This window comes from Nakamurella sp. PAMC28650 (assembly GCF_014303395.1).
Classification (GTDB): domain Bacteria; phylum Actinomycetota; class Actinomycetes; order Mycobacteriales; family Nakamurellaceae; genus Nakamurella.
Window position 1 is genome coordinate 1,024,671 of sequence record NZ_CP060298.1, and the last position, 19,076, is coordinate 1,043,746.

Annotated in this window: 14 protein-coding genes and 4 pseudogenes; 5 read left to right on the top strand and 13 right to left on the bottom strand. The window is 64.9% G+C overall.

Features of this window, described 5'->3' with window-relative positions:
- Positions 1–114: 114 nt before the first annotated feature.
- A complete protein-coding gene (locus tag H7F38_RS26475; RefSeq protein ID WP_370531417.1) occupies positions 115–426 on the bottom strand; it encodes a hypothetical protein in 312 nt (103 codons plus the stop codon).
- Between H7F38_RS26475 and H7F38_RS04660 the strand changes: the two are divergent.
- Positions 308–1,634: pseudogene (locus H7F38_RS04660) on the top strand (IS1380 family transposase). The gene H7F38_RS26475 and the pseudogene H7F38_RS04660 sit on opposite strands and share 119 nt — an antisense overlap.
- Before the next feature lie 290 nt (positions 1,635–1,924).
- Here H7F38_RS04660 and H7F38_RS04665 read toward each other — a convergent pair.
- The 7 genes and pseudogenes from H7F38_RS04665 to H7F38_RS04690 form a co-directional block, all read right to left on the bottom strand.
- Positions 1,925–2,417, bottom strand: a pseudogene (locus H7F38_RS04665) (transposase); the annotation flags it as partial.
- A 1,245-nt stretch (positions 2,418–3,662) separates the two neighbouring features.
- Entirely contained in the window at positions 3,663–5,882 is a 2,220-nt protein-coding gene (katG, locus tag H7F38_RS04670) for a catalase/peroxidase HPI (protein WP_305080157.1), read from the bottom strand.
- Positions 5,875–6,345 (bottom strand): Fur family transcriptional regulator, encoded by a 471-nt coding sequence (locus H7F38_RS04675; RefSeq protein WP_187093071.1) that lies wholly within the window; start codon positions 6,343–6,345, stop codon positions 5,875–5,877. Before H7F38_RS04675 ends, katG begins: the two co-directional genes overlap by 8 nt.
- 458 nt (positions 6,346–6,803) lie before the next feature.
- Positions 6,804–7,022, bottom strand: coding sequence for a hypothetical protein (locus H7F38_RS04680; protein WP_187093072.1), 219 nt, complete (start codon positions 7,020–7,022; stop codon positions 6,804–6,806).
- Between the two features lie 11 nt (positions 7,023–7,033).
- Positions 7,034–8,284, bottom strand: coding sequence for an IS110 family transposase (locus H7F38_RS04685; protein ID WP_187094485.1), 1,251 nt, complete (start codon positions 8,282–8,284; stop codon positions 7,034–7,036).
- Between the two features lie 170 nt (positions 8,285–8,454).
- Entirely contained in the window at positions 8,455–9,030 is a 576-nt protein-coding gene (locus tag H7F38_RS26480) for a DUF6262 family protein (protein WP_370531329.1), read from the bottom strand.
- A 244-nt stretch (positions 9,031–9,274) separates the two neighbouring features.
- On the bottom strand, positions 9,275–9,703 hold the full coding sequence (locus H7F38_RS04690; RefSeq protein WP_187093073.1) for a tyrosine-type recombinase/integrase: 429 nt from the start codon (positions 9,701–9,703) through the stop codon (positions 9,275–9,277).
- A 184-nt stretch (positions 9,704–9,887) separates the two neighbouring features.
- On the opposite strand from H7F38_RS04690, the gene H7F38_RS04695 reads away from it, so the two are divergent.
- Positions 9,888–10,757 carry an ISAs1 family transposase gene (locus H7F38_RS04695; RefSeq protein ID WP_187093074.1) on the top strand — a complete coding sequence of 290 codons (870 nt, stop codon included), beginning with the start codon at positions 9,888–9,890 and terminating at the stop codon, positions 10,755–10,757.
- On the opposite strand, the gene H7F38_RS04700 is transcribed toward H7F38_RS04695, so the two are convergent.
- A complete protein-coding gene (locus tag H7F38_RS04700; protein ID WP_187093075.1) occupies positions 10,664–12,076 on the bottom strand; it encodes an IS66 family transposase in 1,413 nt (470 codons plus the stop codon). The two genes, H7F38_RS04695 and H7F38_RS04700, sit on opposite strands and share 94 nt — an antisense overlap.
- Before the next feature lie 97 nt (positions 12,077–12,173).
- Between H7F38_RS04700 and H7F38_RS26485 the strand changes: the two genes are divergently transcribed.
- Positions 12,174–12,614, top strand: a complete 441-nt coding sequence (locus tag H7F38_RS26485) for a transposase (protein ID WP_370531295.1) — start codon at positions 12,174–12,176, stop codon at positions 12,612–12,614.
- Here the strand turns inward: H7F38_RS26485 and H7F38_RS25470 are convergent.
- Positions 12,498–14,126 (bottom strand): hypothetical protein, encoded by a 1,629-nt coding sequence (locus tag H7F38_RS25470; protein WP_222618451.1) that lies wholly within the window; start codon positions 14,124–14,126, stop codon positions 12,498–12,500. The genes H7F38_RS26485 and H7F38_RS25470 overlap by 117 nt on opposite strands.
- Positions 14,123–15,239: pseudogene (locus H7F38_RS04710) on the bottom strand (tyrosine-type recombinase/integrase). Before H7F38_RS04710 ends, H7F38_RS25470 begins: the two are co-directional and overlap by 4 nt.
- A 112-nt stretch (positions 15,240–15,351) precedes the next feature.
- Between H7F38_RS04710 and H7F38_RS04715 the strand changes: the two are divergent.
- Positions 15,352–15,624, top strand: a pseudogene (locus H7F38_RS04715) (transposase); the annotation flags it as partial.
- 350 nt (positions 15,625–15,974) lie between these two features.
- On the opposite strand, the gene H7F38_RS04720 reads toward H7F38_RS04715, so the two are convergent.
- A complete protein-coding gene (locus H7F38_RS04720) occupies positions 15,975–16,466 on the bottom strand; it encodes a hypothetical protein (protein WP_187093076.1) in 492 nt (163 codons plus the stop codon).
- A 122-nt stretch (positions 16,467–16,588) separates the two neighbouring features.
- Entirely contained in the window at positions 16,589–17,833 is a 1,245-nt protein-coding gene (locus H7F38_RS04725) for an ISL3 family transposase (RefSeq protein ID WP_187093077.1), read from the bottom strand.
- Positions 17,834–18,683: 850 nt separating this feature from the next.
- Between H7F38_RS04725 and H7F38_RS04730 the strand changes: the two genes are divergently transcribed.
- Entirely contained in the window at positions 18,684–19,058 is a 375-nt protein-coding gene (locus H7F38_RS04730) for a hypothetical protein (protein WP_187093078.1), read from the top strand.
- Positions 19,059–19,076: the final 18 nt, after the last annotated feature.

Genomic DNA, 19,076 nt, shown 5'->3' on the forward strand with positions numbered 1-19,076 from the left:
GGTGGGCCGTGACCTCAGCCTGCTGTGCTCAGCCCTCAGCGGTTCACCGTCCGAACGCGGCTATCTGGGCCTGCCTGGATGGCCGCCGACGCCCACCCACGATCTAAGCCTCGATCAGTGGACCTGGTCGGTTTCTGACCGGCGTGGAAACTGAAGAAAGTGTCCTTGACCTGGGACAATCGGTTTGTTGAGGACCGGATTGGTGCGGATCGGAAGGACACTTTCGGTGAGATTGTTGCACGCCTGGAAACCAGATGCAGCGACGTTCGACGATGAGAATCTGGTGTCGGCGGCGGGACTGGTCCCGGTGCTGGCGTTGGCCGAACAGACCCAGCTGCCGGACCTGGTTGATGCGCAGGTCCGGTTCGACTCCGAACGGATCGCCTCAGCGGCGGCGAACCCCGTCGGGAAGATCATGTCGATCATCGCCGGGATGCTGACCGGCGCCGACTCCATCGCCGATCTGCAGATCATCCGCTCTGGCGGATCGCAGAAACTGTTCGGCGCGGTCTACGCACCTTCGACATTGGGGATGTTCCTGCGGGAATTCACCCACGGACACACCCGCCAATTGTCGGCGGTCCTGGCCCGGCACCTGCTGGCCCTGACCCGGCGGACCGGGGTGCTGGCCGGCATCGATGTGCAGGCGTTCATCGACATCGACTCGCTGCTACGACCGGTCTACGGACACGCCAAACAGGGCGCCAGCTTCGGGCACACCAAGATCGCCAACCGGCAGGTGTTGCGCAAAGGACTCTCACCGCTGGTCACCACCATCAGCACCGCCATGGCGGCGCCGGTGATCGCCGGGGTCCGCCTGCGGGCCGGGAAAGCCGGATCCGGACGGGGCGCCGCCTTCATGGTCACCGAAGCGATCAACCTGGCCATCGCCGCTGGTGCCAAGCCGGCGACCATACTGGTCCGCGGCGATTCGGCCTACGGCTACAGCGATGTCATCGCGGCGGTCCTGCGAGCCGGCGCCAAGTTCTCGTTCGTGCTCACCAAGAACAAAGCAGTCAACCGGGCCATCGGCGCCATCCCCGCTGATGCGTGGACGCCGGTGCGGTATCCCGGCGCCATGCAAGACCCGGACACCGGGCAGTGGATCTGCAGGCGCCGAAGTCGCCGAAATCAGCTACACCATGCTGGCCGGCACCGACCGAGCGATCACCGCCCGGCTGATCGTCCGGCGGGTCAAGGACCGCAACCACCTCGACGAACTGTTCCCCGTCTGGCGCTACCACCCGTTCTTCACCAACAGCACCGAAACGGTGACCGCCGCCGACATCACCCACCGCCAACACGCCATCATCGAATCGGTGTTCGCCGACCTGATCGACGGGCCCTGGGCCCACCAGCCCTCCGGCCACTTTCCGGCGAACTGTGCCTGGACCATCCTGGGCGCTATCGCCCACAACCTGCTCCGCGCCGCCGGCACCTGCATCGACACCGCCCACGCCGTAGCGCGCGGCGCGACGCTGCGCCGCCGGGTGGTCAACGTCCCCGCCCGGATCGCCCGACCCCAAGGCCGCCGCATCCTGCACCTACCCACCCACCACCCCCACCAACGTCAGTGGAAACGGCTACGGGACGACGTATTCGACCCGCAGGATCGACAACCCAGCGCAGCCTGACACCAACCACCCGGCCGAAAACGCCGCTACCGAAGGAACAACGGGCACGCCGGCATCAGGCCAGCCGATAACCCACGCCCGCGCCAAGACCGGTACCAAAATCGGCACCGATCACCCGAACAAGATCATCATCCAAGCAGGTCCACTGATCGAGGCTAAATCCCTACGGGTGGCTGGGGTCGGTTCGGCCGGCATCGGTTGTGGGGGGACGGTCGCGGTGTTGGGCCCGCTTGGTGGTCGGGGCCGGGGGGTCTGTGAGGTCGGTTTCCGGCCCCTGGGGGCCGTCAGCTGGTGGCCAGGGTGGCGACCGCATCATCCAGAATCGTCGAATCAAGGGCCCGGCGGGTCTTGCCCTTGATCGCACCGGTCTCGGCGACCACCGCCTTGACCGCATCGAAGATCCGGTTCGGGGACTGGGAGGCGGCCAGCCGGCGTCGCCAGTACGTCAACGTCGTCGGATGAAAACGCCGCCGCCGTCACCGCCAGGCCGCACGCGGCCTCCTACCGCAGGTCGAAGGTCACCGCATCGACGGTCTCGCTATCGGACAAGCCCTGCAGCGCCTGCAACGTCAGCACCGAAGCCATCACATCCACCGGCAGCGAGGGCCGCCCAGACCCCGACGGGAACAGGTCCGCGAACATCGCATCCGGGAACAACACCCGACGATGCACCGCCAGGAACGCGAACACGCTGCCCGGCTTCAACAGATGCGCGGCCACCGACTCCACGTCCACCAAGTCCCGCTGCACCTGATCGCTCTCATCAGGCAAACACAATGGCATCGATCCGCTCTTCCAACGGGTCGAAATCGGGGCGCCTTTCGGAGTCCTCACATCGGCTCAATATTTCAGGTCGACGGGCCCATCAAGTGCCAAGAGCCACCATGGTGTTCGGCGTCACCGTCACCAGCTCACCCATTCAAGTAGCATTATTGTATCCCAGCTTGGTTTTCAACCGAAGGAGTCTCCCATCATCTCGATCTCGTCGTCTGAGTGCGTCCTGACCACCCTGGCCGTTGACGTAGCCGACCTCGATCACCCGGCCGGCGACTCCTACTGTGCTTTGCTGCATATGGCATCACCTGGGCCGGCGACAATTCTGACGTTGCCTCTTGTCGACGGGCGGCCAGCGGATCGGCTGGTCCTGACCAACAAGCACTCAGCGGGCACCTCAGGTCAGCTGTGGCACCTGGAGATGTCCGGCGGATCGTCCCCCACGGTGTACCGGCAGCCGGCCCAGCCGATCGCCTTCGCTGGTTACCCCCGGCAGCGTGCCGAGAAATCTCGTTCAACCAATTGAGATAGGGCGGCGCTTCGATGGGGCCAGCCACGAAGGGCAAGGCGGCCCTGGTCGATTCGAGCAGTCCTGCGGCCGGCATTTGTCGGAGCACCCCCGCACCCTGAAAAGGGGTCTGACATCACGAAGCTTCGCAAGCCAGAACGGGGACACAGATGACGTGGCCGCCTACGGTCAGTTTTTCATGGCCGCGGACAGCCCGCCAGCAATCACTTCTGTCGACGGTTCTCTTGCGGTACAAAACCGATTCCGAGGAGAACGCTCTACGTAACAGATTTCCCGCCTGCAGCCGCTATTCCCGATTCACCCCATGGTTCTTACCCTCGCCCCGGCATGATCGGTCGCGGTTTCGGATCAGGACGGGTCCGCGGGGGGCTGGACAGATGTCAATCATCGGTGATCTGCCCGCATTGCTGGGGAACAGGTAGCGGCGTCTCGCTTTCCCCACCCGGGTGTATCGAACTACTCACTGTCTTCGGTTCTTACCCTCCCGCCTGCTCACTGACGCGATGCTGGTCGGTGTACTACGTCGGACCCCACGCTCACTGACACCGGTCAGCGGCTGTCTGTTCCGACGCTGTGGTGGCGACCGCCGAGCTGTCTGGCCCTCTGGTCCACCCGGATTCGGGCCTCCTGCCCGGCCCAGGGCTCCTGCGGTCAAAGGCAAAACGTCCAGGTCCACGCAACGGCAGACCTAGACGTTGTGCTCACGCCGGAAATCCTAACTCGGGTCAGACGAGATCGAACCGGTCCAGGTTCATGACCTTGTCCCAGGCCGCGACGAAGTCGGTGACGAACTTGTCCTTCGCATCGTCGCTCGCGTAGACCTCGGCCAGCGCGCGCAACTCCGAGTTCGACCCGAAGACGAGGTCGGTACGGCTACCGGTCCAGATGACCTCGCCGGCGCCGTTACGGCCCTCGAAGAGGTCCTGGTCGTCGGCCTTGGGCTTCCAGGTGGTCCCCATGTCGATGAGGTTCACGAAGAAATCGTTGCTCAGCGACCCGGGCGTCGAGGTGAGGACGCCGACCGGGGAGTGCTGGACGTTGGCGCCGATGGACCGGAGACCGCCGACGAGCACCGTCATCTCGGGTGCGCTCAGGTTCAGCAGGTTGGCCCGGTCGATCAGCAGGTACTCGGCCGGCAGCTGGTTTCCCTTCCCGAGGTAGTTGCGGAAACCATCCGCTTTCGGCTCCAGCGCAGCGAAGGACTCCACGTCCGTCTGCTCCTGGGAGGCATCGGTCCGACCCGGGGTGAACGGGACGCTCACCTGATGGCCGGCGTTCCGGGCCGCCTGCTCGACACCGACGCACCCGCCCAGCACGATCAGGTCCGCCAGCGAGACCTGCCCGGCGAAGGACGTCTGGATCCCTTCCAGTGTCCGCAGCACCTGCGCCAGGGACTCCGGATCGTTGGCTTCCCAGTTGCGCTGCGGCTCGAGGCGGATGCGGGCGCCGTTGGCGCCGCCCCGCTTGTCGCTCCCACGGAACGTCGACGCCGACGCCCATGCGGTCGACACCAGCTGGGAGACAGTCAGTCCCGAAGTCAGGATCAGGCTCTTGAGGTTGCCGATCTCGTTGGCGCCGATCGGCTCGTGGTCGGCGGCGGGGACCGGGTCCTGCCAGATCAGCGTCTCGTCCGGGACCAGCGGTCCGAGGTAACGCTGGATCGGGCCCATGTCGCGGTGGGTCAGCTTGAACCAGGCGCGGGCGAACTTGTCGGCGAACTCGTCCGGGTTGGCCAGGAAGCGGCGGGTAATCGGCTCGTAGATCGGGTCGACGATCAGCGCGAGGTCCGAGGTCAGCATCGTCGGGGGGCGGCTCAGGGAGCCGTCCGTCGGGTCGGGGACGCTGTTGGCGCCGGCGCCGCCCTTGGGCTGCCACTGGTGCGCACCGGCCGGGCTCTTGGTCAGCTCCCACTGGTAGGCGTACAGATTCTCCAGATAGCTCTGGTCCCAAGTGGTTGGGGTCGAGTTCCAGGTGACCTCCAGCCCACTGGTGATCGCGTCCCGGCCCTTGCCGGTGTTGAAGCTCTGCTTCCAACCCAGGCCCTGCTCCTCGAGCGGCGCACCCTCGGGTTCCGGACCCACGTACAGATTCGGGTCGGCCGCACCGTGGGTCTTGCCGAACGTATGCCCGCCCGCGACCAGCGCCACCGTCTCCTCGTCGTTCATCGCCATCCGGGCGAAGGTCTCACGGATGTCCCGGGCCGAACCCAACGCGTCCGGGACGCCGTTCGGTCCTTCGGGGTTCACGTAGATCAGACCCATCTGCACTGCGGCCAAGGGGTTCTCCAGCTGGCGGTCGCCGGTGTAGCGCTCGTCGCCCAGCCACGTCTGCTCCGGACCCCAGTACACGTCCTCGTCCGGCTCCCAGACGTCCGGACGACCGCCGGCGAAGCCGAAGGTCTTGAAGCCCATCGTCTCCAGCGCCCGGTTACCGGTGAAGATGATCAGGTCGGCCCACGAGAGGGTGCGGCCGTACTTCTTCTTCACCGGCCACAGCAGCCGACGCGCCTTGTCCAGGTTGCCGTTGTCGGGCCAGCTGTTGAGCGGGGCGAAGCGCTGCATGCCGGCGCCGGCGCCGCCGCGACCGTCACTGATGCGGTAGGTGCCCGCGCTGTGCCACGCCATCCGGATCATGAAGGGGCCGTAGTGGCCGAAGTCGGCGGGCCACCACTCCTGCGAGGTGGTCAGCACCTCGTCGACGTCCCGCGCCAGGGCGTCCAGGTCGACCGTGTTGAAAGCGGCGGCGTAGTCGAAGCTCTCGCCCATCGGGTTCGCGACAGCGGGGTGCTTGCGGAGGATCTTGAGATTCAGCTGCTTGGGCCACCAGTCCTGGTTCCCACCGCCTTCGGTCGGGTGGTGTCGGACATTGGCGTTGTTCACGGGGCACTGGGCCTCGCTCTCCGACGATTGCATGTCGCCGACGACTGCGTTGTGGTTCTCAGACACGGGAATCCTTCCGGGAGTTGGGGATCGGGGCCGGGGGCACCGAGCGAGCGGAGCATTCGGGGCACAGGCCCCAGTAGGTGACCTCGGCCTCGTCGATCGAGAAGCCGTTGTCGTCGGAGGCAGTGAGGCAGGGGGCCTCACCGACGGCACAGTCCACATCGGTGATGACGGCGCACGCCCGGCACACCAGGTGGTGGTGGTTGTCCACCACCCGCGACTCATACCGCGCCACCGAACCCGACGGCTGAATGACCCGCAGCAGACCCGCCGCGGCCAGCCGGTGCAGACAGTCATAGACCGTCTGGCGGGACACCTGGGGATGATCGACCTTCACCGCGCCGATGATCGAATCCGTGTCGGCGTGCGGATGCGTTTCCACCGCGCGAAGCACCGCCAGCCGCGGGCGCGTCACACTCAACGCGGCCTCCCGCAACATCTGCTCGAAACGCCCGATCGATGTCATCCCCCGCAGTGTGACCTCATTTCTGGATCAAGTCAAGAAAAGAACCGGGGAAAGATCTGCCAGTTCTCTTGAGCCGGAGGGCCGCGTTCGCCATTGCATAACGGGCCGGCGCACTCTCGCCTGATCGTGCAGCCAGATCACCGGCGCACAGGCAGATACAAAGTGGGCCGACCCCCGCCACCGGCGACGCTTCGCCGAGGCCACGGGCGGACTGCATACCGGGTGCACCAACCGTGGGACTCCACCACCACCACAGATCCTGTCGCTGCACCCGAACTCACCGTTTCGGTGTTTGTCAAGGGGTTTAAGCCTGGATCCACCGACCCGGGTCGGGGGTTGATCCTTCTCGGGGCAAGTTGATCTTGCCGTCGTGGGGCGTGGTTGATCCGCCGGTGTGCCAGCTGTCCGGTGGGGCGTGTTGATTTCGGGGTGATGCTGGGGGTGGTTGTCCGGGTGCGTCAGCGGGCCCATTTTGGTGGTGGGCCGCAGGCCCGGGTGAACAGCAGATCCCATCCTTGCTGCCAGGGCCCGTTGGTCGGCAGGTGCAGGGTCAGGGTGTTGGCGGTGCCCGAGACCCGGGTCGGGACGTTGATCAGGGTCCGGCGGATCGTTGCGGTGGTGGCCTTGGTCGAGGTCCCTTGCGCGATGGTCGCGGCGGCGCGGGTGAGACATCCCATGGCGAATGGTGTCAAGCTGCGGTGGTCTGCGCGACAGCTTCGTGATGCTGCCAGGCGGTGTTCTCGTCGTAGAGGGTCCCGGTCTTGATGCAACCGTGCTGGATGCCTACGAGCCGATTTGCCAGCTGCCGGAGCGCGGCGTGGTGACCGATGTTGCGGGCGCGCATCGCGTCGTAGTAGGCCCGGGCGCCGCGTGAGCCGCTCAATGCGGAGTAGGCCTGTTGATGCAGCGCGTCACCGAGTCGTCGGTTGGTGGCAAACCTTGCCAGGACCGTGGTTTTCTTGCCGGAGGCTCGGGTGATCGGGCTCTGCCCGGAGTAATTCTTGCGGGCTCGGGCGTTGGCGAACCTGGTCTTGTCGTCGCCGAATTCTCCGAGCACACGGGCGGCGAGGACGATGCCCAGGCCCGGCTGGCTGAGGTAGATCTCAGCGGCCGGGTGGTGGCCAAAATTTTCTGCCACCACCTCGCCGAGCTGCCGGATCTGCTCGTTGAATGTCATCAGCATCGCCACGTGCGCGGTGACGACCGCCGCGTAGGCGGCTTCGGTGGCCAGTGGTTGGCGCAGCGCTGGTGCTCGTAATAGGGCCAGGAGAGCGTCGGCTTTGTCCTGGACGTGATGGCGACGTGCGGCGGTCAGCGCAGAGACAATCTGGCTGCGGGTCAGCTTCTTGGCGCGCTCTGGGTCCGGTGCCCGGCCTAAAAGGAGAAGACTGTCGAGCGCCGTCAAGTCTGAGAAAGCCTGCACTGCAATGGGAAAGAACTCATTGAGCGCGGATCTCAGGCGAAGTTGCTGGCGGGTCCGTTCCCACACTGCGGTCTGGTGGGCGCGGGCGAGCAACTTCACCGCATCAGCCAGGTCGCTGTCACCGGCGATCTGGCGATGGTGGGCCCGGTCCAAACGGACGATCTCGGCCAGCACGTGCGCGTCTCCGGCGTCGCTCTTGGCGCCGGAGGTGGAATAGCGTTCCCGGTATCGCGCCGAGGACAGCGGGTTGATCGCGAACACCTGGTAGCCGGCTGCACGAAGTGCGGTCACCCACGGACCGCGGTCGGTTTCGATGCCGATGATGACCTGTGCGGCGGCTTCATCGGCCGGCAGTTCGGTCCATTCCGGTGGGGCGTGGGCGGCGAGCACGGCGTGCAGTCTGGTGACCCCCTCCAATCCTTCCGGGAGTCGGATCTTGGCCAACTTCTTGCCCGCATCGTCCTCCAGTTCTATGTCGTGATGGTCCTCGGCCCAGTCGTCCCCGACGAACAGCATGCGGTGCCTCATCTCCTGATGGTGCTCGAGCCGAACCGGTCGACAGCAACCCAGCAGACCCTGCAACCTAATGAAAGTGCTCACGCCGAAGCGGGCACGACATCCCATCAGCAGTCCGGCTGCCGGCAACCGGCGGGCGCACGGTCTCACCCAAGGCTTCATCCCCTTGATCAGGGAAGGCCAGGTTGAAGTGAGTGCTGTCCCGCCGGCTGCTGCCACCACCGATCCTTCCAGAGGAGAGGTTCGGCTGATCTCATTAGGTTGAAAGCGATGCACGCCAACACCAACCATGCAGCGTTGGCTGTGAACCGTCCGGACGTTATCTCGAGCTGGAGCCGTCGGCGGGGCTGTGAGCTGGGAGGATGCGTCGTGGACGGTGTTGAGGTGTCGGAGGCGTGTTGGGGCGGCGGCGGCGGTGCGGGCGCGGTCTTTGCGGGAGTTTGTTGCCGGAGCCGGTCGATTTCTGCGCGTAGGTTCGGTTGGGCGTAGAGCCAGGAGCGGGACACGCCGGCTTCGCGGGCGACGGAGTCGAACGTGACGGGCGCGGCGTCGGCGGTGATCCGTGTGAGGGCGGCCTCGGCCTGGCGGCGGGTCTGGCTGGCTCGTTTCCGGGCCGCTGCGAGTAGGTGCGCGGAGTTGTCAGATCGCATCGGAGCCTCGTCGTGAGGTGGGAGATAGGTTGGTGGGTGGGGTGTTTGGATGCCTTCGATCATGCGGTCGAGGTTGGTCAGGACTTGTTGGTTCATTTGGGCGACGCGGGAGTGGCCGACAGCCTGGCAGGTGTTGATCAGGGTGAGGGTGCGGCCGCGGTGTTCTCGTAGTTCGGGCAGGAACTCCGGTCCGGTGAGGAAGACCGGGCAGGTCAGGCAGGCGTTGGCGTGCGGGCAGCTTTTCTGCACCGGGAGTCCGCAGTAGCCGTGCGGCAGTGTTTGGGTTGCGATGCCGTAGCGGGTTTTCGCCCATTGCGCCTGTGCGAGTGGGCCGTCGGGGTCAAGGGTGACGTGTTCGCCGTTGATGTTGACCTTGGTGGCCTGTTCCCAGCGTCGCCGAAGGCGTCTGGTCGGTGATCCGGGCGTAGTGGGCGGTCATCTGGGTTGATTCGTGGTCCAGCAGCACCCGGACGACTTCCTGCGGGACGTCGCGGTTGATCAGTCGGCAGGCGAAGGTGTGACGCCATTGATGGGGAGTCAGATGCACGGGATCGCCTTGTTCGTCGCGGATGTCGCAGACCTTCAGCCAATGCAGCATCATCAGTCGGTAGCTGTAGTAGGTCATCGCGCGTTGCCCGTTGGCGTTGCCGGTCAAAGCGGGGAACAGGTGCGGGTGGGCGCCGGGCCATTGTTCAGCGACTATTGTTTGCTGCCTGCAGATCTCGGTTTCTAGTTCCTCATCGATCGGCACGGCCGCCTCGCGGCGCATCTTGTGGTTGACGTATCGCAGGTAGGGGGCGCCCCAGGGCCCCGGCAAAGTCGGGTTGACAATTCTTGAGCTGCGGCGATGGGTTGCGACACGCCGGGAGGGGCGGTTTGCGGGTGGGCGTGGCCCACGGTGATGATCATGAAGGTTCTTGAGGCCACTCACTCACAGCCAAGGACCACGCCCGATGTCATCATCACCCAGGTATACCGTCGTTGACCAATTCGACGAAGATGAGTTCCCCGACATCCCCACGGCGCCGGCGGCGTTGCTCCGAGCCCTGCGATCGGTTCCCGACCCCCGCAGCGCGCGCGGCCGCCGGCACGGCTTGTCCACCATTTTGGCGGTGGCCGCGTGCGCGGTGATCGCCGGTGCCCGCTCCTTCGTCGCCATCGCCGAATGGGCCGCCGACACCGCACCAGCAGTATTGGCCAAACTTGGCGTATCCAGTGAGAGACCCTGCGAGTCGACGATCCGGCGAACCCTGAACAGGATCAACGCCGACGGTTTGGATGTCATCGTCGGGACCTGGGCCGCTGTGGTCGCCACCGCGTCGAAAACATTTCAAGTGATCGCAGTCGACGGCAAATCGGTCCGGGGATCCGCCGTGGCCGGCGGCCGGTGCCGACATCTGCTCTCAGCGCTCACTCACACCGCAGGCCTGGTCCTGGGGCAGTTGGACGTCGATGTCAAAACCAACGAGATCCCCATGTTCGCCGAGCTTTTAGACAACATCGAGTTGCTCGGTGCGTTGGTCACCGCCGATGCGATGCACTGCCAGAAAATCCATGCCAAGTATCTCGTGGAGCAACGCGGAGCGCATTACCTGCTCACCGTGAAAGGTAACCAACCGACGCTGCGGCGGCGACTGGCCCAACTCCCATGGAACGACGTCGACGTCACCGACACCCAGAAGGACCGCGGACACGGACGGATCGAGAAACGAACCCTCAAGGTAACTGGTCAGGTGTGGGCGGGTAGCCAGGGGTTCCTGCTGGTCAGCTGGGTGAGGGCGGCCAGGGCTGGTACGCCGTGTTTTGCGGTCGTTTGTAGGTAGGAGCGGAGGTCCGCGAAGTGTCCGGCTCCTTTTTCGGTGCGCATGGTGCCCGATATTTTCTGTCGGATCTTGGTCATGCGGATCTCTTGTTCGGTGGGGTTGTTGGTGAACGGGATCGCCGGGTCGGAGGCGAATTTGAGGTAGTCGACTTCTCTGCGGTGGATGCGGCGGGCCAGTGCTCGGTGTTTGCGGCCGATGGCGCCGTCGGGGTGGGTGGCGGCGAGGAGGGCGTGCCGGATCTTGACGGTTTCGGCGGCGATGACCGCCTGGTCGACGGGGGTGTCGGGGTGGGCGGCGGCCGCTTTGTGCAGGGTGAGCAGCGCGTCGCGGACTTGCTGCGCCCAGCACCAGGCGCCGGGCAGGTCTGTGTTGCTGGCGTGGTGGTGGTCGGTGACGGCCTGTAGCTCGCGGAGCAGATGCGCATTGCACAGCGCATGCCGCGCGGCGGTGTAGGTGTCATACGGTGCCCACGCGTCGTGGACGGCGGTGCCGGTGAAGCCGGGCAGGATGTTCATCTTGGCCATCGCTTCGGTACCGCGTCTGCGGTGGAAGAACAGTCTGGTGAAGGCCGGGGTGGACGCGGAGTGCAGCCAGTGGTTGCGACCTTCGCAGCGCAGCCCGGTCTCATCAAAGTGCACCACCGGAGAGGATTTCAAGCGGGCGGTGACCTGGGCCAAAAATTCGCCCAGGTCACCGGCGGCGCGACTGGTCACCGCGGCGACGGTGCCATCAGAGACAGGAATGCCGAACAGTTCGCTGATGGCCTGGGCGGTCCGCTTCTTGGACAGGAACTGCCCCATGAACAGATAGATGACGACCGCGCACATCACCGGCCCGTACTGCACGGGTCCGCCCGCCTGGGCGGGTGTGTCGCCGGTCGAGGTCTTCCCGCAGTGGCAGCGGCGGCTGATGATCTGATGTTCGGTGACGTGCACTTTGATCGGCGGGATGTCGAAGACCTGCCGGCGTGAGCAGCCAACCTCGGTCGCATCGGCCAGATCCGATCCGCAGCCAGTGCAGCAGCTCGGTTCGTGGCGGATCACCACATCCGGGTCGGCGACCTGGGCTGAAGTCTGCCCGCGGTGCCCGTCCTGTCCGCCGGGCTTGCGTGTGGACGGCGTGCGCAGCGACCTGGTCTTCGCCTTGCCGGGTCCGTCCGCCGATGGTGGCTTCGAGGAGTTCTGCGAGTTGGTCCGCAACCGTGCTTCCAGGTCCGCGACCCGCACCTTTAATGCCGCATTCTCGGCGCGGAGGATGTTCAGTTCGGTGCGCATTTCGACGATCAGTTCCACCAGTTCGGCGTACGTCGGCTGCGTCATTCCATTATTATCGCATCAGACAACACCATTGTTCGGCGACACGCCGACACGGCTCACCCCACATAGATCGACATTCTCCGGTCTATTCGCCCAATGAATGACAGTCTATTTCACCGCGGTGAGACCTGACCAGTTACCCCTCAAAGTCGTCACCATCGCCGCGGGAATTCTGTTTCCGCACGCCGCCCAGGCGATTCAGGTGAGCAGAAAAGTCCGGTCGATCCGATCCAAGAAGTGGCATACCGAGACCGTCTACGCGGTCACCGACCTGCACCCGACCCAGGCGTCCGCCGCGCAGCTGGGCACCTGGCTCCGAGGACACTGGTCGATTGAAAACCGTTTGCACTGGGTCCGGGACGTCACCTTCGGTGAAGACCTGTCCCAGGCCCGCACCGGCAACGGACCCCAGGTCATGGCCACACTACGAAACCTGGCCATCGGACTTCTTCGACTGGACGGAGCCCGCAACATCGCAGAAGCCGTCCGACATCACGCCCGAGACCCCCACCGACCACTCAAACTCGTGCTGACCAGCTAAAACAGCCCGACATGAGCGATCTGCGACTTTGCCGGGGCCCTGGGGGGCGCCCTGTCCGTCGTGGATCAGGCACCCGAAGTCCAGACTGGTCGCATCCGATGCGCGTAGTCCGCAGCGGATGAGGATCAGGGTGAGCAGCCGGCACTGCGGATGCGACCACCGGTCCAGGTTGGCGGGCGATTCGATCTGCGCCATCACATGCTCGGACAACTGGCGGGACGCTGCGGGCGGTCGGCGGGGAGCATCGCCGGGGAAGAATGCGGCGGTGGTGGGTAGGCTGTCGTCCCACCCGTGCTGGCGGATCGCTTGGAAGAACGTGTGCAGGCAGGTGACGGCGTCCTCCCGCATGGCCTGGCTGCCGTTCTGGCCGGCCGGCCACCCGAGATAGCGTTCCAGCAGCGGTCGGTCGACGCCGGCCAGGGAAGAAATCGTCGGGCTGCACTGGTCAAGGAAACGGCTGAACCTGGTGACCGCCCCGGCGTCGACCAGGACGGTGCTGACGGCCAGCCCGGAGACCAGCCGCTGCCGGATCCACCGTTTAGCCAGATTCCGTAGCCAGGGCTGACTGATCCGGTCGAAACGTAAGTTGTTCCGGGCATTGTCAGTTTTGCCTGGGTTGCGGGTCACGCCCGGCAGGGTATGCAGTCGCCAGATGTCCCGGTCGTATTCCACCTCCCATCCGGTGCCCTGGGCCAGAAGCTCGACGGCGTTGCGGGCATGGATCAGGAAGCCCTGGTAGGAGCAGGAGGACTTGCTCGCAGTCATTGCTCTCCAATGGTCTTCGTCGTAGTCCAACAGGCTCGAGACCCCGGCGTTCGCCGCGACCCGGATCGCCCAGTTGATCACCGGAGTTGGTGCGGTGATGCTGTTGTCATCGAAGCGGCGTTGCACGGCGTATTGGAATTCCAGCTTCAGCTGCGGCGTCAGCGTGGAGAAGTTGATACGGGCCTTGCCGCGGTCCAGGCAATGGGTGATGTAGTCCTGGATCGCTGGTCGGCCGAGCTGACACCATCGGGTGTGGTGGGACTTGCAGAACAGCTGATGCCGATACTCGATCCACAAGCTGCAAAACGGCAGCCCGCGCTGCGCGTGGTCAGGTTCGGAAACGGTGGGAAACGTCGCCGCCCACGTCGCCGGCTCTGATTGACCCGAGCGGGTAAAGCGGCCGCGGTGTCGCGTGCACAACCCCAGACCATGAGTGCCGTAACGACATCCGTCCACGGCGCAGCCGGACAGTTCAATCCGGCCGTGCAGCAAAGGCCCCGGATCGGCCAGGAACACCGACATGTCCGGGCACCCCGCCGCCCGCCATCGGAAGCCGTGAGCGCTGCAGAGTCGATGCTCAGCCCCGGAGCGGTCGCATCCGAGCACCGAACACAGCGGCCGGCCCAGGATCCGGTCGCCCGGATCCGGCAGATACACCTCGACCCGGAACTGCGGACGCACTGCGGTCATCAATTTGGTCAGCAGTCCTGTCGAGGCCGGTCGCTGCCACGCCGTCTCGGCGGTCACAACGTCACCTCCCGTCCGATGAACCACCCGGCGGTCTCCAACGCCCGTCGGGCGTCCTCGACACCCAGATGACCGTAGGTGTCAATCGTGGTGATGATCGAAGCGTGCCCAAGGAGTTCCTTGACACTTTCCACCCCAGCAGCCCGCCGCAACAGCCAGGTGGCGTAGGTGTGACGGAACATGTGCGGGCCGAAAGTGATTCCGGTGCAACGACGTAGCCGCCGCACCAGGTCATAGACCGCCGGATAGGTCAGCGGCTGGCCGTGCGGTTGGCCGAACAGATTGACGAACACGTAGTCGCCAATCCAACGCTCCGTACTCGGTGCTCAGGTAGTCGGCATACAACCGCATCACGTCGGCGTTCGTCGGGATGGTCCGCCGACGGCCGGCCTTTACCCTGGCCCCGTTGTCGTTGCGGCGGGGCACCACCAGCACCTGTCGCTCGGCGATCATCAGGTCCTCGTGGCGCAAACCCAACACCTCGCCGACTCGGAGGCCGGTGTCCAGCAGCAAAGCGAACAGCAGCCGATCACGCAAGTGCTGGCAGGCATCCAAAATTGCTTGCACCTGATCGACGGTCAGCACCCGCGGTGTGGGGGTCACCGCGGGCACCGTGATCGTCCGGCGACGCTGCGGTCCGGACTTGCTGATGTGATGCAGGAACGGCTTGAACGAGGAGGAACCCCGGCCCCGCCCGGGCGGTGCAGTCGTCACCAGAAGCCCCGCCAACGGCTCCCCGTGTCGGGCATGAAACTCGCAGAACGAAGTCAGAGCAGCAAGTTTGCGGTTCACGCTCGACCCGCAGCATTGCCGCGGCGCCGACGGCAACACCGCCACCCGGCCGTCCCGCCCGGCCGGGGGCAGCTGCAGCCAACCCGCGAACGCGCCGACATCCTCCAACCTCGCCGACCGCCAATCCACGCCGCGGCCGGCCAAGAACACGAACCAATCCTTCAAGTCATGCGCATAGGCCCGGACCGTGTGCGGTGAACGCCCGATCGACGCCAGAAACGCCAGGAACCGCTCCACTGGCACCACCGGTGCCAAATCCTCGCCGAGCACCGTCCACGACCCGACACCCGAGCCCGGCATCACCAACCGCTGCACCCGCATCGCACCCTCCATCTCCGTGTTGGACAACGGCAGATAACCGCATCCAGCACGCAAACAGTGGGACGTTCAGCCTGTGTCGTGCACGTCGTGGACGCCGACGAGCTAACTTCAGATAACGCTCACCGGGTTCGCGCAGAACCAGATCTGGGTCGCCGTCGTCCAGTTGGCCACCGAGCTGACCGCCTGGTTGCAGATGCTGGCCTTGACGGGTACCGGAGCGCGCCGTTGGGAACCGAAACGACTGAGGCTTCAACTGTTCTCCGTCGCCGGGATCATCGCCCGCCGATCCCGACGCACCTACCTTCGGCTGTCCGGGCACGCCCCGCACCGGCACCTGTTCACCACCGGCCTGACCCGACTGCACGCCCTCCCGCAGGCCACTTGACCCCAAGCAACCCCACCCGACCAGCAACAAGAAGAACCACCGGAACGTGGAATCCGGCACCACCCAGGTGACCTTGGGTCGCTCCGACGAACCCGCAGACCCCGCGGCGGGCGTCACAACACCAGATCTATCGCGCCGAGGGAAGGCCAGTCATCTCAAGAAAGATTGAGGCTAATGGCAACGGGCACCGCGTGGCCGGCTCCCCTTGTACCTACCTCGTAGATTCGGACTCTGCTTTCGCCATCCACCACAGACCGGTTCCGGGATGCACAGATTGCGCAGCATTGACTCCATGCTGGACGCCGCCGCTAAGATTGGACAAGTGGGGTTCATGGTTGAATGCCTTGAGGTCAGGGGCCATTGGGAGCGTTGTTCTTGATGACGTCAAATGTCAGCGGGAAGGCGGGGCCGATGTCGCAATGGCCAGGAACGGCCCCGGCGTCCTTGAGGTTCCAGAACGTAGCCCCGACCGCGGGTATGGTTGCTGGGTCACTGCCGTGTTGAATGTCGTACATACGTTGGGCGTGGGTGGCCATAGCGGAGTCAGTGAGCATAGGAATCGGGTATTCGGGGTCGTTGTAGCACGAGGACCACGCCGCGAGGTACCAAGGTTTACCTTTTTGTCGGCAAAAGTTCGCGACTTTTCTCACGGCGCCGTTAAGGTCGCCTTCGGAGTTGATTTCCAGTTCGCACAGCGGATTTGCTGGGTCCGACATGATGGTCTGCCAGGGAATTCCCGAGCTGTTTGTGCTGTTCAGGTGCGAGAAGCCGCCAGTAGTGATGAGAATGTTCGGGGCTAGCGCTTGCCACTCGGTCAGTGTTCGATGATAGAAGTTGACCATGTCAGTTGCGGTACCTGAGGTCCCGGCGGGGCACGTGCTGTCGGTTTCGCCAGGGAAACATGCCTCGCCCCAGATCTGCACCATGGCTATCGTTGGGGTCTCCTGACGTTTTCGTGGGTGGTTTAGCGTCCGGGAAGCGGCGGGCATAACCCGCCGCGGGTGAGCATTGCCATGGCTATCAACGCTTCTGGGCTGTGAAAGCCGTACGACCTGCGGGTCAAGGCCCGTAGGTGAGTGTTGGTGGCCTCGGATTGGGCGTTGCTCATGTGGTGGATCAGGGTGTTCCAAATCAGCTGCTGGAACCGCTTCAACGTTGCGGCCAGGGCGATGAACCCGGGCAGTTGGGAGCGGCGGGCCCAGGCGATCCAGCCGGCCAGCAGTTCACGGCCGGCCTGGCCCTTGACCTGGAACACCGCGCGCAGTTGCTCCTTCAGCAGATACGCCCGATACAGATGCCGGTTGGTCTGGGCGATCGAGGCGACCGACCCGCGTTGCTCCGGGGACAGGTCCGCCGGGTTTTTCAGCAATGCCCAGCGGCTGCCCTTCACCGACGACGCCTGCGCAGAGCTACTGTTACCCCGCAGCGTGTTCCACGTCTGACGACGGACCTTGTCCAACTCCCGGGTGGCCCACCCCACGATATGAAACGGATCCAATCCCAGCACCGCCTGCGGCGCGCGGGCCGTCACGGTGTCGTGGATCCACTGCGCCCCGTCGGCCGAGACGTGCGTCAACGCCGCCGCCCGTTCTGGGCCGAGCTCGTCGAAGAACCGACCCAGGGTGTCGCTGTTGCGGCCCGGTGCGGCCCACACCAATCTGCCGGAGTCTTGATCGACCACGCACGTCAGATACCGCTGGCCTTTGCGGTGGGAGATTTCATCGATGCCGATCCGCTGCAGCCCCGCGAGCACGTCCCGGCCGGCCAAACCGTCGGCGACGACGTGCTCGATGATTGCGCTCACGTGCCGCCACGACGTCCGCATCAACTGCGCCACCACCGACGAAGCGGTGTGCGCCGCCAACCACGCGCACTGGTCTTCAAACGCTCGGGTTGCCCGCGCGCCGGGTCGGGCCCACGGCACCGCCGCGACGACCACCCCGTGCGTCCGGCAGTTCACCCGCGGAGCCGCAGCCTGCAGGAATACCATCGTCGACCCCCAGTCCAGCGACCGCCACCGCCGGGTTCCGCCGCCCTGGTCATAGCCCGGCCGTCTACGCCGGCATCGACCGCACCTACTCCGGGCGCCCTTCGTCGCACGCACCGAAACGACCAGCACCTGCCGGTCGTCGGCCTCCTCCCACGCCACATCGCACACCTGCAGTTGCTCGACACCGAGCAGCTTTCGCCATATCGTTACACCGCGCACACCGTGCTCCTGGATAGTGACTGACCCTAGATAAGCCAGAACCTATACGCAGCCCGGTGTGTCGCCCACAACCAGGGGTCAAACCACCCACGAGAACGTCACAAGAGCCTATCGTTGGGTCGTCCTTGTAGGAGATACCAGTCACTGTATTGGTGCGATTTGCGATAAAACGCAAATAGGGCTGCCAGTCAGTTCGGGTGGGTGTCTTGCCCGAATGTTGCAGGGACTGCGCGTAGCTACTCAGAGTGAGAATGATATGAATTCCGTTGGCGTGGGCCATAGCGATGAACCTGTCGACGCGCGTCCAGGTCGCCAAGGACATTGCATCGAACAGATTATGGTGTTTTGTCTCAAACTCCACGACAGCAAGGGTATTGATGTGAGCGGCCATTGCGAGCGCCACCTCCGCGGCTGGCCGATCATAGGTGCCATACGCAGTCCCGCCGTGGATGCTGAAGGAGTTGGCTTCCAGGCACAGTTGGATTCCGCAGCGGTGCAAAAAAGGATCAGGCTCGGGCGGACGAATCACGACCCACCCTGTTAGCAGGACGACACCGACCACGATGATGGAGACGAATAGTTTCCGTTCCGTCGTGAAGAATGGCCCGGGACTGTGCCTTGCGAATGCACTGATACCGACCTGGTCTGAGGTAATGCTGGCGGACCGAGGCGCCAGGGACGCCCGCCTATCCGGGAGAGTGCGGCGGCGGGGTTGACTCACTGCAACCGTCCAGACATACCCTGCGTGCCAGGATGAGTTGAGGCCAGCGGTTCATAGCAAGTCCGCCTGACGCAGGGCGAGATTCTGAGGTTCGTAGTGATGACAGCAGTGATGGTTCAGGATGAATCGGTGAGTACCGAAGGCCCGAGAGCGGGTGGTCCCAGACGGCGGCGGGCGTTCACCGTTGCGGAGAAGATCGAGCACCTGACGGCGTACGAGGTGGCCTGCACTGCCAGCGAGGGTGGTGGCGGTGCGTATCTGCGGGAGCAGGGCGTGTACTCCTCGCAGATCACCCAGTGGCGGCAGCTGCGCGATGCCGGGTTGCTGGCGGGGAAGAAGCCGGGTGAGAAGGTGGGCCGGCCCACCGCTGATCAGGCGGAGATTGCCCGGCTCACCAGGGAACTGGCGGTCGCCCATCGCCGGTTGGCGACAACTGAGGCAGCCCTGGGGATTATGGGAAAAGGTGCGCCACGGGCGCGGAGAGGGGCGCTGGTGGGTAGGTAGCGCCTCTTGATGTGTTGG